This window comes from Micromonospora mangrovicola (assembly GCF_047200535.1).
Classification (GTDB): domain Bacteria; phylum Actinomycetota; class Actinomycetes; order Mycobacteriales; family Micromonosporaceae; genus Micromonospora.
Map to the genome: position 1 here is coordinate 1 of NZ_JBJZOG010000132.1, position 13,941 is coordinate 13,941.

The following is a 13,941-nucleotide window of genomic DNA, read 5'->3' on the forward strand; positions in this document are numbered from 1 at the left end:
GCGGGACGGGCGGGACGGGCGGGATGGGCGCAGGGCCGGACCGCGGTGTGCGGTCCGGCCCTGCGGCGGGACGGATTCAGTGAACGCCGATCAGCTCCGGGGTGGGCGTGGGCGGGTCGGCGGGCGGGGTCTGGGCGCGGGGACGCAGGAAGCGCGGGGCCCACCAGTTCGCCTCGCCCAGCAGGGTCATCAGCGACGGCAGCACCACGGCCCGGATGATCGTGGCGTCGAGCAGGATCGCCGCGGCCAGCCCGATGCCGAGCTGCTTCATGTCGATGGTGCTCAGCGTCGCGAAGATCGAGAAGACGCCCACCATGACGATCGCGGCGCTGCTCACCACGCCCGCGGACGAGGTGATCCCGTACGCCACGGCCTCCCGGTTCGACAGGCCGGAGCGCATCCCCTCACGGATCCGGCTGACCACGAAGACGTGGTAGTCCATGGAGAGCCCGAAGAGCACCACGAACAGGAACAGCGGCAGCCAGGTGACGATCGCGCCGATCGAGGTGAAGCCGAGCGCTCCCTCCGCCCAGTCGCCCTGGAAGACCAGGACCAGCAGGCCGTACGCGGCCCCGGCGGAGAGCAGGTTCAGCAGGATCGAGGTGAACGCGACCACCACCGACCGGAAGGTCCAGGCCATCACCAGGAAGGTCAGCGCCAGCACGAAGGCCACCACGACCGGCAGCTTGTCCCAGATGTGCTGGGCGTAGTCCTCGCTGGCGGCGACGCCGCCGCCGACCGCGTACTCGACGCCGGGGATGCCGCGCAGCGCCGTCGGGACGAGGTTGTCCCGCAGCTCGTGCAGCGACCGGGCGGCCTCGTCGGTCCGGCTCGCGTACGGCGTGGCCACCTCCAGCACCGACACCCGGCGGTCGGTCGACACCTGGATCTTCGGGCCGTCCCCCTCGGCCGGCGCGAAGAGCGGGTCGGAGGCGGCCCGGGCGGCCAGGTCGGTCAGCGCGGCGTGGACCCGGTCGGCCTGCTCGGCCGGGGCCCGCACCGCCACGGTGTGGCTGGTGCCGTTGCTCGGGAAGGCGGCGGTCAGCCGGTCGTACGCCTGCATCGCCGGGGTGGTGCGGGGCACGTCCTCCATGCCGGGGAACTTCAGCTTCATGCCCAGCGCCGGGGCGGCCAGAGCGAGCAGCAGCCCGACCGAGACGACCAGGGTGGCCAGCGGTGCGCGCAGCGCGGGCTTCAGCACGGCCGGCCAGAACCGGGGCCGGGCCGGCTGGCCGTGCTGCCCGGTACGCGGCGCGGTGAGCCGCCACAGCAGCGGCACCCGGGGCCGGTCCACCCAGCGGCCGAGCTTGGCGAGCAGCGCCGGCAGCACGGTCAGCGAGCCGATCACCGCGACGGCGACCACCAGGATCGAGCCGATCGCCAGCGACGAGAAGATGGCGTCCTGGGCCAGCAGCAGGCCGGCCATCGAGATGATCACCGCGGTGCCGGAGACCACCACCGCGTGTCCGGAGGTCTCCGCCGCGATCTCGACCGCGTCCAGGCCGGACCGCCCCTTGGCCCGCTCCTCGCGTTCCCGCCGGACGTAGAAGAGCGAGTAGTCCACGCCGACCGCCATGCCGATCAGCAGGATCACACTGGCCGTGGTGTCGGTGGCCGGCACCAGGTGCGAGGCGAGCGTGGAGAGCCCCATCGCGGCGGCGACCGAGGAGAGCGCGAGCAGCACCGGCACGCCGGCCGCGATCAGCGCGCCGAACGCGATGATCAGGATGGCCAGGGTGACCGGCAGGCTGAGCAGCTCGGCGCGCTTGAAGTCCTTGCCCAGGGTGTCGTTCAGCGCCTTGCCGATCGACGGGCCGCCGACCTCCTCGACCCGCAGCGCCGGATGTGCCTCCTGCACCCGGGCGGTGGCGTCCTGCAGCGGCTGCACCCGGTCCTCGGCCGTCTCCGGGTCGCCGGACATGGTGATCGGCAGCAGCAGGGCGTTGCCGTCCCGCGACGGCAGCGGCGCACCCACCGAGGCGACCCCGTCGACCTGCCGCAGTCGCGCGGCCGCGTCGTCGGCGGCGGCCTTCGCCGCGGCCGGGTCCAACGCCCCGGACCGGGACGTGATCAGCACGTTCTCGGTGGCCGGCTGGTGGAAGCCGCCACTGTCGACGATCAGCTGGGCCCGTCCGAACTCACCGATCGCCTGGTCCTCGTCGGTCGCCTCCGTCAAGCCGGCGGCGTTCCCGCCGACGAAGCACACCGCCACGAACACGACCCACAGCGCGATGGCCCGCCACGGGTGCTCCGCACTCCACCGTGCCAACCGCACGGTCACCGGTCGCCTGCCCATACCTGGGTTCCCCCTCCACACGTCGGCCCCCTGCCGACGGTGCTGACGCTAGGCAGCGGGCGACGCCCGGACATCGGGGAACGGCCCCGGCTCGTCCCCGATCCACCTGGCTACGGCCGAACGGACCGCACCGGCTCCGCAAAACCGGGCAGAAGGGAATTTTCCGGGTACGGTCCGGGAACGCGCCCGGAACCGCCCGGCGAGGCACACGCGCGCAACCCCGAGCCGGCTCGGGGTCATCCCCGGAGGGCACCCCGAGGGCGGGGCTGGCAGCGCGGGCAACTGTACGACGATCGGTTCATGAACGCCTCGCGCCGGATCGGCGCCCCGCAGCGCGGGCAGGGCTCCCCCTCCCGGCCGTACGCGTTCAGCGAGCGGTCGAAGTAGCCGCTCTCGCCGTTGACGTTGACGTACAGCTCGTCGAAGCTGGTGCCGCCCTGCTTGATCGCCTCGCCGAGCACGTCGCGCACGTGCCCGAGCAGCCGGTCGGCCGCCGGGCCGGTCAGCGCGTCGGTCGGGCGGGCGCCGTGCAGCCTCGCCCGCCACAGCGCCTCGTCGGCGTAGATGTTGCCGACACCGGAGATCAGGGTCTGGTCGAGCAGCGCCCGCTTCACCTCCGTACGCCGCCGCCGCAGCGCGGCCACGAAGTCGGCGTCGGAGAACGCCGGGTCCATCGGGTCCCGGGCGATGTGCGCGATCTCGGACGGCAACTCCGCCCCGCCCACGGAGACCGACAGGCCGCCGAACGTCCGCTGGTCCACGAAGCGCAACTCCGGACCGTCGTCGGCGAACCGGAACCGGATCCGCAGGTGCAGCTCGTCGGCCGCCCCGACCGGCTGGAACAGCAGCTGGCCGGACATGCCCAGGTGCCCGATCAGGGCGTCCCCGCTGTCCAGCGGCAGCCAGAGATACTTGCCCCGGCGCCGGACGTCGGTGATCGTCCGGCCGGTCAGCACGTCGGCGAAGTGCGCCGCGCCGGGCTCGTGCCGGCGGACCGCCCGGGGGTGGCGCACCTCCACCGAGGTGATCGTCCGTCCGATGACCCACTGGGCCAGCCCCTGCCGGACCGTCTCGACCTCGGGCAGCTCAGGCACGTCCGGCGCCCGCCCCGGCCGCGTCGGCGGTGGGTCCGGGGCCGTCGACGCCGGCCGACGCCTCGGTGCCCTCGGCCGCCGCCTTGGCGGCGGCCTCGGCCTCGGCCTGCTCGGTCAGCCTCCGCCAGGCCGACTCGGCGGCCCGCTGCTCGGCCTCCTTCTTGCTGCGCCCGTCGGCGCCGCCGTACCGGTTGCCGGCCACCACGACCCAGGCGGTGAAGGTCTTCAGGTGGTCGGGTCCGGTGCCCTCGATCCGGTACTCCGGGACACCCAGCCCGAGCGCGGCGGTCAGCTCCTGGAGGCTGGTCTTCCAGTCCAGCGCGGCGCCCCGGCCGGCCGACTCGGCCATCAGCGGGTCGAAGAGGCGGTGGATCACGATGGCGGCGGTGTCCAGGCCGTACTGGAGGTAGATCGCGCCGAGCAGCGCCTCCAGCGTGTCGGCCAGGATGCTGGCCTTGTCCCGGCCACCGGTGGCCTCCTCGCCCTTGCCCAGCAGCAGGTACGCGCCCAGCCCCTCCGGGCCGAGGCCGCGCGCCACATCGGCCAGCGCGCGCATGTTCACCACGCTGGCGCGCAGCTTGGCGAGCTGCCCCTCGGGCAGGTCCGGGTGGTTGTGGAAGAGCGCCGTGGTGATCACCACGCCGAGGACCGAGTCGCCCAGGAACTCCAGCCGCTCGTTGGTGGGCAGCCCGCCGTTCTCATACGCGTAGGACCGGTGGGTCAGCGCGCGCTCGAGCAGCTCCGGGTCGAGCGACACCCCGAAGGCCGCCTCCAGGTGGCCGACGGGAGCACGCCGCCGCTTGTCGTTGGTCATGGTGCTACCTCGGTGTCGTTTCGGTCAGGTGCGGGATCGTGGGGAACGCCGTCGAGCAGCGCCGAGACGGTGTCGGTGGCCCCGCGCCGCCACAGGTGGGCGGCGAGGGCGATGCCGGAGGCGACGTCGTCGGGCCGGGCCGCGCCGTGGCAGACGACCACCGTGCCGGCCACGCCGAGCAGGGCCGCCGCGCGCGGGGCGCCACCGCTGGCCGGCGGCCCACCGGCCATCGCGTACGCCCCCTCGATCGCCTTCAGCAGCACGTTACCGGTGAACCCGTCGGTGACCACCACGTCGGCGCGGGAGCCCAGGCAGACGTCGTACCCCTCGACGAGGCCGACGTAGCCGGCGTCGCAGGGCAGCGGGACGGCGGAGAGCGCGGGATCGGCGGAGCGGCGCAACCGGTCGCCCTTGCCCGCCTCGGTGCCGACGGAGAGCAGCCCCACCCGGGGGGCGGCGACGGCGTGGGCCACGGCGGCGTACGCGGCGCCGAGCACGGCATGCCGGGCGAGCGTGGCCGGTCCGGGTTCCAGGGTGCCGCCGACGTCCAGCAGCACCACCGGGCCGGCGACGGCGGGGAGGGTGGCCACCAGGGCCGGGCGGCGCACCCCGGCCCAGCGACCGAGGCCGAGCACGGCGGCGGTGACGGTGGCGCCGGTCGAGCCGGCGGAGACGAGCGCGTCGGCGGACCCGTCGCGGACGGCGTCGACCGCCGCGCTGACGGTGCTCTCCGCACGCGCGGCGGTGGGATGGTCGGCCATGCCGACGGCGGTCCGCACCCGGCGGACCGTGACCCGGGCACGCTGTGCCGGGTCGAGCGCACCGATCAGCTCGTCGGCGACCTCGGTCGGTCCGACGAGCAGCAGGTGCAGGTCAGGGTCGGTGCGCACTGCTCGCAGAGCGCCGTCAACCACGACGGCGGGAGCATCGTCCCCGCCGAGGAGGTCAACGGCGATCCGCGCGGTGCCCGGCTCCACCGGTACGCCGGCCGAGAGACGGCCGGCGGCGGAGGGAGCCGGGGCACCGGGCGGGAGCCATGGTGCGCGCGCCACCCGACCGGTGGTCGGGGACGTCACTCGGCGTCCAGGTCAGACCTCGAGGACCTGGCGGCCGTTGTAGGTGCCGCAGACGGAGCAGGCGGCGTGCGGCAGCTTCGCCGACTTGCACTGCGGGCAGGCCACGGTCGCGACCGCCGCGGTCTTCCACTGCGCCCGACGGGCCCGGGTGTTGCTGCGCGACATCTTGCGCTTGGGGACGGCCACGGTTCTTACTCCTCTGTACGGGTCAGTTGCGACAGGGCCGCCCAACGCGGGTCGACCTGCTGGTGACTGTGGTCGGCCGGCAGCTCGTCCCAGTGCACCCCGCATTCGGGGCACAGCCCTGGGCAGTCCTCCCGGCAGAGCGGGTTGGTCGGCAGCATGAGCACCACCGCATCCCGCAGCGCCGGCTCCAGGTCGATCAGATCGCCCTGCATCCGGCCCACCTCGTCCTCGTCGGTCGTGGTGTCCGTGGTGCTGTTCTCGTACGCGTACAGCTCCTGGATCCGCACGGCCACCGTGTCGTCGATCTGGCGCAGGCAGCGGCCGCACTCGCCCTTGACGGGACCGGTGACGGTCCCCGAGACGAGCACGCCCTCGGACACCGACTCCAACCTCAGGTCGAGGTCGAGGTCCGCGCCCTCCGGCACGCCGATCAACTCCACGCCGAGGTCCGCCGGTGCCGGCACGACCCGCTTGACGGTACGCAACGCACCAGGCCGACGCGGCAGGTCCCTCGTGTCGAGGACCAGCGGCGACCTGGGGTCGAGTGCGCTTGGCGAGTGTTTGGGCATAGTTAGACTCCGGCCGGTGAGAGGCCGACAAAAAAGGTTACCTGGATGACCGGCGGACCGTCGAACCGGGGGCGTCGCCCCTGGCCCGACGGCTGCCGGCGGTCGGCCTGCGTGCCGCCGGCCTGCGTGCCGCCGGCCCTAGAAGGGTAGCGGGCGATCCGCCTCGTCCCCGGCAAAGGTGCCGATCTCGCGCAGCGCGTGCATCTTGTCCCGGCCACGCTCTATCGACGCGAGGGCCCGGGTCAGGAACTGCTCGAAGTTGGCCAGAGCGGTGTCGACGTAGTCGTCCACCTCGTCGCGGAGGCGCTGGGCCTCCGCGCGGGCCTCGGCGATGATCCGGGCGCCCTCGTGCTCCGCGGAGACGGTGATCTCGTTCACCGAGACCAGGCGGGCGTGTTCCGCCTCACCCTCGCTGATGATCCGGTCGGCCTCGCGCTTGCCGGCCTCCATGATCTTGTCCCGCTCCTCCAGCAGTGCGGCGGCCCGGCGCAGGTCGGCCGGGAGTTCCGCGCGCAGCTCGTCGAGGGCGGCGATCATCTCGCCCCGGTCGACCATGCAGTTGTTGCGTGACATCGGCACGGAGCGGGCCTGCTCCACCAGGGCGATCAGTTCGTCGATGCGATCGAGCGGGTCCACCGGCACCTCACTCCTGTCTTCGTAGCCCCACCTACATGATGCGGCCTGCGCCCGAATTCGGCGCTGCACACATCATGTCGCGCCGACTCCACTCACGCCGCTCCACCCCTACCCGGCGCGTCGCCCTTCACCCCTCGCCCCGCCGCCGTCGCGCGCCGATCCGGAGTTGTCGGGGGTGGGGTCAGGGGTGGAGGCGGGCCGTCAGTTGCTCACGGACCACGTCGGGAACGTGGGGGGAGATGTCGCCGCCCCACTTGGCCACGTCCTTGACCAGGCTGGAGGAGAGGAAGGAGTAGAGCGGATTGGTCGGCATGAAGAGCGTCTCGACGCCGGCCAGGCCGATGTTCATCTGGGCCATCTGCAACTCGTAGTCGAAGTCGCTGACCGCCCGCAGGCCCTTGATCAGCACGCTCGCCTGCTGGGCCCGGCAGAAGTCCACCAGCAGCCCGCGGAACGACTCGACCCGGACGTTGTCGTACGAGGCGGTCACCTCACGGAGCATCTTGATCCGCTCCTCGACGGTGAACAGCCCCTGCTTCGACTGGTTGACCAACACACCGACGATCACCTCGTCGAACAGCCGGCTGGCCCGGCCGATGATGTCGAGGTGCCCGTTGGTGACCGGGTCGAAGGAACCCGGACAGACCGCACGTCTCATGATCGGCGACCGTACCAAAGGGTGGTCTCGCCGTAACGGCGACTGCGCCCGGCCGTGACGCCTTCCACCCAGGTGACCGGGCCGGTACGGCTGGACCGCTCGATGATCACCACGGCGTCCGGGGCCAGCCACCCGCCGTCGACCAGCGCGGACAGCAGCCCGGTGACCTCCTGGTCCGGCACGGCGTACGGCGGATCGGCGAAGACCACGTCGTACGGGCCGCCGTCCGGGCCGGCGGCGAGCACGGTGGCCACCTTGCCGGCGACCAGGCGGGCGGCCGGGGCGGCCCGCAGCGCGGCGATGTTCTCCCGGATCACCCGGGCCGCCCGGGCGTCGGACTCGACGAGCAGCACGTGTTCCGCGCCCCGGGAGAGCGCCTCCAGGCCGACCGCCCCCGAGCCGGCGTAGAGGTCGGCGAAGCGCGCCCCGGCCAGGTCCAGCTCGGCCTGCACCGCGCTGAACAGCGCCTCACGGACCCGGTCGGAGGTGGGTCGGGTGCCGGCACCCGGGGGTGCGGCGATCCGCCGACCGCCGAACGTCCCGGCCACGATCCGGGTCACCGTCTGCTCCTGCACATGCCCCTGACGCTACGCGATCACCAAGGCCGGCCCGGCGACACGGCGCGTGTCGTAGTACGGATCGATTGATCACTTACGGTGCATCAATGATCTCGAATTCATAACAGAGCTGTTTCTGGGTGCAGATCGGAGTAACGCCTTCGGCGTCGATGTCGCTAGGGTCTGCCCGGTTGTCGTGCGGGCGTGCGACTCCGGTCCGTCCGCCGCACTCTCCGATCTTCCCCTCACCAGGAGCAGACGTGAACCGTCTCAACCTCAGGCGCGTCATGGCGGTCACCGCCGGCGCGCTGCTCGGCCTCGCGGGCGTCGCCGCAGTGGCCGCCCCCGCCAGCGCCCACCACAGCGAGGTCAAAGTCACCGCCGAGTGTGACACCGCCACGGGCGAGTGGGTCACCACCTGGACCGTGCGGACCTACGCGCCGGCAGGGGTGAACAACTTCAAGCTCACGAAGGTCGAGGCCACGAGCAAGACGGGCGAGACCACCTCCCCCTTCACCATCGACGGAATCCAGGTCACCGACGGTGACTCGTACCCGCACCAGGTCTCGCAGCCGCTGGTCGGCACCGCCCGCCTGGCGGGCGATGTCACCGAGGCGTCGCTGACCGTACGCGCCAAGTGGGACAACGGGTTCCAGGAGAACGGCGACAAGAGCGCGTCCATCAAGTTCAGCGAGAGCTGCGACAAGGTGGTCACCCCGCCGCCGGCCAAGGCCAACCCCAAGGCCACGGTGACCGCCGACTGCACCGGCGACGTCGCGGTGAAGCTGGAGAACGGCCAGGAGGCCACCAAGGACGCCAAGTTCACCGTCACCGGCACGGACGGCTTCAGCGAGACCGCCACCGTCGAGCCGGGCAAGGACAAGACGATCACGGTGCCGGCCAAGAATGCCGGGAAGATCACCGTCACCGAGGCCGGCCAGGACCAGCCCCTCTTCGACGACAAGCCCGCCGAGGCCAAGGACTGCGTCCAGCCGGGCGAGCCGTCGGGCAGCTACCAGTCCACGTGCGACGAGCTGATCTTCCAGGTCGAGAACCCGGAGGACGGCAAGACCGTCGAGATCACCTTCACCCCGAACAAGGGTGACGCGCAGAAGCTGGTCGTTCAGCCGGGCGAGACCAAGACCGTGAAGTTCAAGGCGTTCGAGGGCCTGACGGTCACCCCGACGGCCGAGGGCCTGGACGATTCCGAGCCGATCGCCTGGGAGAAGCCGGCCAACTGCTCCCCCGGCGCGGGTGGCGGCAAGGAGGAGGGCCCGACGCTGCCGCTGACCGGCGCCGCGACCGGTGGCATCGTGGCCGGCGCGATCGCTCTGCTGGCGGCCGGTGCGGTCCTGTTCGTGGTGGCCCGCCGCCGCAAGGTGCGGTTCACCGCCTGAGCCACAACAGCCTGATCCGAGGGCGCGTCGACCACCCGGTCGGCGCGCCCTCGGCGCATCCGGCCCTCGGCTCGATCGGCGCCACTCGCCGCACATCCTGGCGTCGTGGCGCGCCTCGCCCGCATGGCTGGTCGCGTCTGCGGCAACCACAGGCATGCGACGACCCGAGTGGATCGGCCAGCCCGGCGGAGGCCTCAGCCCTTCTCGAGGTACTCCGCGCGTTCCTCGTCGACCAGGGCGGCGACCGAGGCGGCCAGCGCCGGGTGCCGGGTCAGCTCCGGATCCTCCTCGACCAGGGTGATCGCCTCGGCCCGGGCGTCCCGGATCAGGTCGGTGTCCCGCAGCAGCGACAGCAGCCGCAGGTGCGAGCGGCGCCCGGACTGCGTCGCGCCCAGCACGTCGCCCTCCCGGCGCTGCTCCAGGTCCAGCTCCGCGAGCTTGAAACCGTCCGTGGTGGAGGCGACCGCGTCGAGCCGTTCCCGGGCGGACGAGCCCTCCACCGCCTCGCTGACCAGCAGACACAGGCCGGCGGCCGAGCCCCGGCCCACCCGGCCGCGCAGCTGGTGCAGCTGGGAGACGCCGAACCGGTCGGCGTCCAGCACGATCATCACGGTGGCGTTCGGCACGTTCACACCCACCTCGACCACGGTCGTGGCCACCAGCACGTCCAGGTCACCGGCGGCGAAGGAGCGCATCACCGCGTCCTTCTCGTCGGCCGGCAGCCGCCCGTGCAGCACCCCGATCCGCAGCCCGTGCAGCGGCCCGTCGGCGAGCAGCGGCGCCACCTCGGTCACCGCCAGCGGCGGCCGGCGGCCGTTGTCGTCCTCGCGGGGGGCCTCCTCGTCCGAGGCCGGGCCCTCACCGATGCGCGGGCACACCACGTACGCCTGGTGGCCGGCGGCGACCTCCTCACGCAGCCGGCGCCAGGCCCGGTCGAGGAAGGCCGGCTTCTCCGCGGCCGGCACCACGTGCGAGGCGATCGGCGAGCGGCCCTGCGGGAGCTGGGAGAGGGTGGAGATCTCCAGGTCGCCGTAGACGGTCATGGCGACCGTTCGCGGGATCGGGGTGGCGGTCATCACCAGCACGTGCGGCGGCTGGTCCGCCTTGGCGCGCAGCGCGTCACGCTGCTCCACGCCGAAACGGTGCTGCTCGTCCACGACCACCAGACCGAGGTCGCGGAAGTCGACCCCCTCGTAGAGCAGGGCGTGGGTGCCGAGCACGATGCCGGCCCGCCCCTCGGCCACCTCGGCGAGCGCCCGCCGCCGGGCCGCCGCCCCGAGCGAGCCAGTGACCAGCGCCACCCGGGTGGCGTCGTCGGCCGCGCCCAGCTCACCGGCCTGGGCGAGCGGGCCGAGCAGGTCGAGGACGCCCCGGTAGTGCTGGGCGGCGAGCACCTCGGTCGGGGCGAGCAGTGCCGCCTGCCCACCGGCATCGACCACCTGGAGCATGGCCCGCAGCGCCACCACGGTCTTTCCGCTGCCCACCTCGCCTTGGAGCAGCCGGTGCATCGGATGCGCGGTGGCCAGGTCGGCCGCGATCTCCCGACCCACCGTCTGCTGGCCGGGGGTCAGCTCGTACGGCAGCCGGGCGTCGAACGCGTCCAGCAGGCCACCGTCGCGCGGCGGCCGGGCCTCCGCCGGCCAGTCGGCGGCCCGGTGCTTGCGCTGCACCAGGGTGAGCTGCACGGCGAACGCCTCGTCCCACTTGAGCCGGCGCCGGGCCCGGTAGAGCGCCTCCTTGCTGGACGGCCGGTGGATCTCATGCAGCGCCGTGCCGATGTCGGCCAGGTTGCGGGTGGCCCGGACGGTGGCCGGCAGCGGGTCCTCCGGCGGGGTGAAGGTGTCCAGCACCACCCGCACGCAGCGGGCGATCACCCAGGTCGGCACCGCCGCCGCGGCCGGGTAGACCGGGATCAGCGCCCCGGCGAACTCCTCGACCTCCTCGTTGGCCGCCGCCTCACCGTCGCCGCCCTCGCCGAGCAGCACGTACTCGGGGCCGTTGAGCTGACGCTTGCCCCGGAACTCGGTGACCTTGCCGGCGAACAGCCCCCACCGGCCGGGGCGCAGGTCCCGCTCCCGCCAGGCCTGGTTGCCGAAGAAGGTGAGGGTCAGCACGCCCCCGGAGCCGTCGCCGACGGTCACCTCCAGCAGGTTGCCGCGCCGCTGGCGCATCGGCCGGACCGCGGTGCGCTGCACCTGGGCCAGCACGGTGACCTGCTCCCCCACGTCCAGCGAGCGGATGTCGGTGTGCTCGCCGCGCTCGTCGTAGCGGCGCGGGAAGTGGTAGATCAGGTCGCCGGCGGTGTGCAGGTCGAGGTGGCTCGCCAGGGCCTTGGCGGTGCGCTCCCCGACCAGCTTCTTCAGCGGCGTGTCCACCGTGGTCGGCTCGCTCGTCATTCGACCCCCAACAGGAGCGGATAGTGCGGCTGGCCGCCCTCGTACGCCTGCACCTCGACGAACGGCCAGGAACGCTGGACGTGCTCGCGCACCCGGTCGGCCAGCCCCCCCGGGGCGTCCGCCCCGCAGAGCAGGGTGACCAGTTCGCCGCCACCGCCGAGCATCCGGTCGACGACCGCGGTGCAGGTGTCGAGCAGGTCGGCGCCGATCAGGTGCACCTCCCCCTCGACCAGGGCCAGCACATCGCCCGGCCGGCACGGTCCGGCCACGGTCAGCGCCTCCTTGCTGGCGTGACAGACCTCGGCGTACCGGCAGGCGCCGGCCGCCTCGGCCATCGCGATGACGTCGTCCTCGAAGCGCCGCTTCGGGTCGCGGACGGCGAGGGCGGCGAGCGCCTGCACCGGTGAGCGGGTGGGCACCACGCTCACCTTCACCCCGAGCCCGTGCGCCTCCTTGGCGGCCGTGCTGGCCACCGACTGGGTGTTGGGGTCGTTGGGGAGCACCACCACCCGGGCCGCCCCGGTGGCGCGTACGGCGTCGAGCAGCTCGCCGGTGGACGGGTTCGCCGGTACCACGGTGGCGCCCTCGGCGGCGAAGAGCTCGGCGATGCCGGCACCGGTGGCGACCACCACGGCCGCCCGGCCGCCCGGCACCGGGGCGGGCGCGGGCGTGGCCACCTGGTCGGCGAACCGGGTCACCGTGATCCGGTGCGGGCGGCCGGCCACCACGCCCGCCTCGATCGCCGCGCCGACGTCGTTGACGTGCACATGCACGTTCCAGGTGCCGTGGCCCGGGCCGCCGTCGCCGACGATCACCAGCGAGTCGCCGAGCGCGTCCAACGCGCCGCGCAGCCGGAGCACCGCCTCGTCGGTCGCGTCGAGCAGGTACTGCACCTCGTAGGCGTACGCCGAGGAGCCGGTCTCCCGGACCGCGGTGGCCGGTGGCCGGGCCGCGGGCACCGGGCCCGCCGCCGGCGGAGGACCCTCCCCGGTGACCACCTCGACCAGCGCGTCCAGCAGCAGGCAGAGTCCACGCCCACCGGCGTCCACCACCCCGGCGCGGGCCAGGGCGGGCAACTGCTCGGGGGTACGCGCCAGGGCCCGGGTCGCCCCGGCCGCGGCGGCCCGGGCCACGGCCGGCAGGTCGTCGCTGTCCAGGTGTTCGGCGGCGCGGGCCGCGGCGGCGGCCACGGTGAGCAGGGTGCCCTCGACCGGGTGGGCGACCGCGGCGTACGCGGCGGTGGCCGCGCCCGCCAGGGCGGCGGCGAGCTGCCGGCCGCGGACCGCCGGGGCGATGGCGAGCACGTCGGCGAAGCCGCGCAGGATCTGCGACACGATCACCCCGGAGTTGCCCCGCGCCCCCAGCAGCGCGCCCCGGGCCATCAGCCGCAGCGCGTGCCCGTGCGGGGTGTGCCCGTCGTCGGGCAGGGTGCCCAGGTCCATGGCGAGCGCCTGGTGGGCGGAGGTGAGGGTGAGCACCAGGTTGGTGCCGGTGTCCCCGTCCGGGACCGGGTAGACGTTGAGGTCGTCGATCTCGCCCTGATGCCGTTGCAGGGCGGCCAGCCCGCTCGCGCACCAGCGGCGCACCGCGGCGGCGTCGAGGGTGTCCAGCACGTCCGGAAGCCTACTGGCGTGCACCGACACGCGCCGGGCTCGCCCGGTCCGAGTCGGCGTGTCCGAGGATCCGGGGCGGGCCCGGCCCACCGTCGGAGGCCGGTACGCTGGGCGGGTTCCGCTCGGCACCGTCAGCCCGGCGCCCACCGCAGGGCGACCTGGCGCCGACGGCCGCTGACCGGGGTCGGTTGGGCGTAGCGGTCCGTCATCGGGTAACCTGGCCAGGTTGCCCGGGCAGCGCCTGGCGGCGACCTCATGAACGTTTCAAACCCAGGAGTATCCCGTGGCTAGCGTGTGCGACGTCTGTGGCAAGGGACCGGGCTTCGGCCACAACGTGTCCCACTCGCACCGGCGGACCAACCGCCGCTGGAACCCGAACATCCAGTCGGTGCGTACCCCGGCCGGTGGCGGCACCACCAAGAAGATGCAGGTCTGCACCTCGTGCATCAAGGCCGGCAAGGTCACCCGCGCCTGACGCGGTAGCACCACCCAGTATTCGTCGGTAGCCGGCGGACCGCATCGGTCCGCCGGCTTTCGTCGTGTCCGGGGGTCGGGGCAGAGGCGCCCGCCGGTCACCACCGCGGGCACCGGCGCGAGGGCGGGACAACCACGCGACCGGCCCATCGGACGGCCGCTGACGGCCGCTGAC

Annotated in this window: 13 protein-coding genes; 2 read left to right on the top strand and 11 right to left on the bottom strand. The window is 73.5% G+C overall.

The genetic code is table 11. From position 1 onward, the window contains the following. Nucleotides 1-76 precede the first annotated feature (76 nt). The 9 genes from ACL02O_RS30715 to rsmD form a co-directional block, all read right to left on the bottom strand. The gene (locus ACL02O_RS30715; protein WP_412821672.1) at nucleotides 77-2,296 is read right to left on the bottom strand and encodes an MMPL family transporter; all 2,220 of its coding nucleotides are present in this window, start codon (nucleotides 2,294-2,296) and stop codon (nucleotides 77-79) included. A gap of 236 nt (nucleotides 2,297-2,532) precedes the next feature. Continuing rightward, the gene (gene mutM / locus ACL02O_RS30720) at nucleotides 2,533-3,390 is read right to left on the bottom strand and encodes a bifunctional DNA-formamidopyrimidine glycosylase/DNA-(apurinic or apyrimidinic site) lyase (protein ID WP_412821673.1); all 858 of its coding nucleotides are present in this window, start codon (nucleotides 3,388-3,390) and stop codon (nucleotides 2,533-2,535) included. Then, nucleotides 3,383-4,204 carry a ribonuclease III gene (rnc, locus tag ACL02O_RS30725; RefSeq protein WP_412821674.1) on the bottom strand — a complete coding sequence of 274 codons (822 nt, stop codon included), beginning with the start codon at nucleotides 4,202-4,204 and terminating at the stop codon, nucleotides 3,383-3,385. Before rnc ends, mutM begins: the two co-directional genes overlap by 8 nt. Then, nucleotides 4,201-5,181 (bottom strand): phosphate acyltransferase PlsX, encoded by a 981-nt coding sequence (locus tag ACL02O_RS30730; RefSeq protein WP_412821681.1) that lies wholly within the window; start codon nucleotides 5,179-5,181, stop codon nucleotides 4,201-4,203. Before ACL02O_RS30730 ends, rnc begins: the two co-directional genes overlap by 4 nt. Before the next feature lie 111 nt (nucleotides 5,182-5,292). Next, complete coding sequence (gene rpmF, locus ACL02O_RS30735; RefSeq protein ID WP_091268767.1) at nucleotides 5,293-5,466, bottom strand: 50S ribosomal protein L32; 174 nt, start codon at nucleotides 5,464-5,466, stop codon at nucleotides 5,293-5,295. A gap of 5 nt (nucleotides 5,467-5,471) precedes the next feature. After that, nucleotides 5,472-6,035, bottom strand: coding sequence for a YceD family protein (locus ACL02O_RS30740; protein ID WP_412821675.1), 564 nt, complete (start codon nucleotides 6,033-6,035; stop codon nucleotides 5,472-5,474). A 138-nt stretch (nucleotides 6,036-6,173) separates the two neighbouring features. After that, a complete protein-coding gene (locus tag ACL02O_RS30745; protein ID WP_412821676.1) occupies nucleotides 6,174-6,671 on the bottom strand; it encodes an SPFH domain-containing protein in 498 nt (165 codons plus the stop codon). A 181-nt stretch (nucleotides 6,672-6,852) separates the two neighbouring features. Next, entirely contained in the window at nucleotides 6,853-7,329 is a 477-nt protein-coding gene (coaD, locus tag ACL02O_RS30750; protein ID WP_412821677.1) for a pantetheine-phosphate adenylyltransferase, read from the bottom strand. Further along, on the bottom strand, nucleotides 7,326-7,889 hold the full coding sequence (rsmD, locus tag ACL02O_RS30755) for a 16S rRNA (guanine(966)-N(2))-methyltransferase RsmD (protein WP_412821682.1): 564 nt from the start codon (nucleotides 7,887-7,889) through the stop codon (nucleotides 7,326-7,328). Before rsmD ends, coaD begins: the two co-directional genes overlap by 4 nt. Before the next feature lie 257 nt (nucleotides 7,890-8,146). Between rsmD and ACL02O_RS30760 the strand changes: the two genes are divergently transcribed. Beyond that, nucleotides 8,147-9,283: an LPXTG cell wall anchor domain-containing protein gene (locus tag ACL02O_RS30760; RefSeq protein WP_412821678.1), complete on the top strand. Its 1,137-nt coding sequence runs from the start codon at nucleotides 8,147-8,149 to the stop codon at nucleotides 9,281-9,283. A 194-nt stretch (nucleotides 9,284-9,477) separates the two neighbouring features. Here the strand turns inward: ACL02O_RS30760 and recG are convergent, their stop codons facing one another. Together recG and ACL02O_RS30770 are read right to left on the bottom strand one after the other, a co-directional pair. Beyond that, nucleotides 9,478-11,679 carry an ATP-dependent DNA helicase RecG gene (recG, locus tag ACL02O_RS30765; protein ID WP_412821679.1) on the bottom strand — a complete coding sequence of 734 codons (2,202 nt, stop codon included), beginning with the start codon at nucleotides 11,677-11,679 and terminating at the stop codon, nucleotides 9,478-9,480. After that, nucleotides 11,676-13,292: a DAK2 domain-containing protein gene (locus tag ACL02O_RS30770; protein ID WP_412821680.1), complete on the bottom strand. Its 1,617-nt coding sequence runs from the start codon at nucleotides 13,290-13,292 to the stop codon at nucleotides 11,676-11,678. The genes recG and ACL02O_RS30770 overlap by 4 nt, the downstream gene beginning before the upstream one ends. Before the next feature lie 283 nt (nucleotides 13,293-13,575). Between ACL02O_RS30770 and rpmB the strand changes: the two genes are divergently transcribed. Further along, the gene (gene rpmB, locus ACL02O_RS30775) at nucleotides 13,576-13,767 is read left to right on the top strand and encodes a 50S ribosomal protein L28 (RefSeq protein WP_073832489.1); all 192 of its coding nucleotides are present in this window, start codon (nucleotides 13,576-13,578) and stop codon (nucleotides 13,765-13,767) included. Nucleotides 13,768-13,941 lie beyond the last annotated feature (174 nt).

Excerpts from the sequence above, each read along its gene's own strand:
- rnc (WP_412821674.1), bottom strand. The coding sequence starts at position 4,204 with ATGACCAACGACAAGCGGCGGCGTGCTCCCGTCGGCCACCTGGAGGCG.
- coaD (WP_412821677.1), bottom strand. The coding sequence starts at position 7,329 with ATGAGACGTGCGGTCTGTCCGGGTTCCTTCGACCCGGTCACCAACGGG.
- ACL02O_RS30715 (WP_412821672.1), bottom strand. The coding sequence starts at position 2,296 with ATGGGCAGGCGACCGGTGACCGTGCGGTTGGCACGGTGGAGTGCGGAG.
- ACL02O_RS30740 (WP_412821675.1), bottom strand. The coding sequence starts at position 6,035 with ATGCCCAAACACTCGCCAAGCGCACTCGACCCCAGGTCGCCGCTGGTC.
- recG (WP_412821679.1), bottom strand. The coding sequence starts at position 11,679 with ATGACGAGCGAGCCGACCACGGTGGACACGCCGCTGAAGAAGCTGGTC.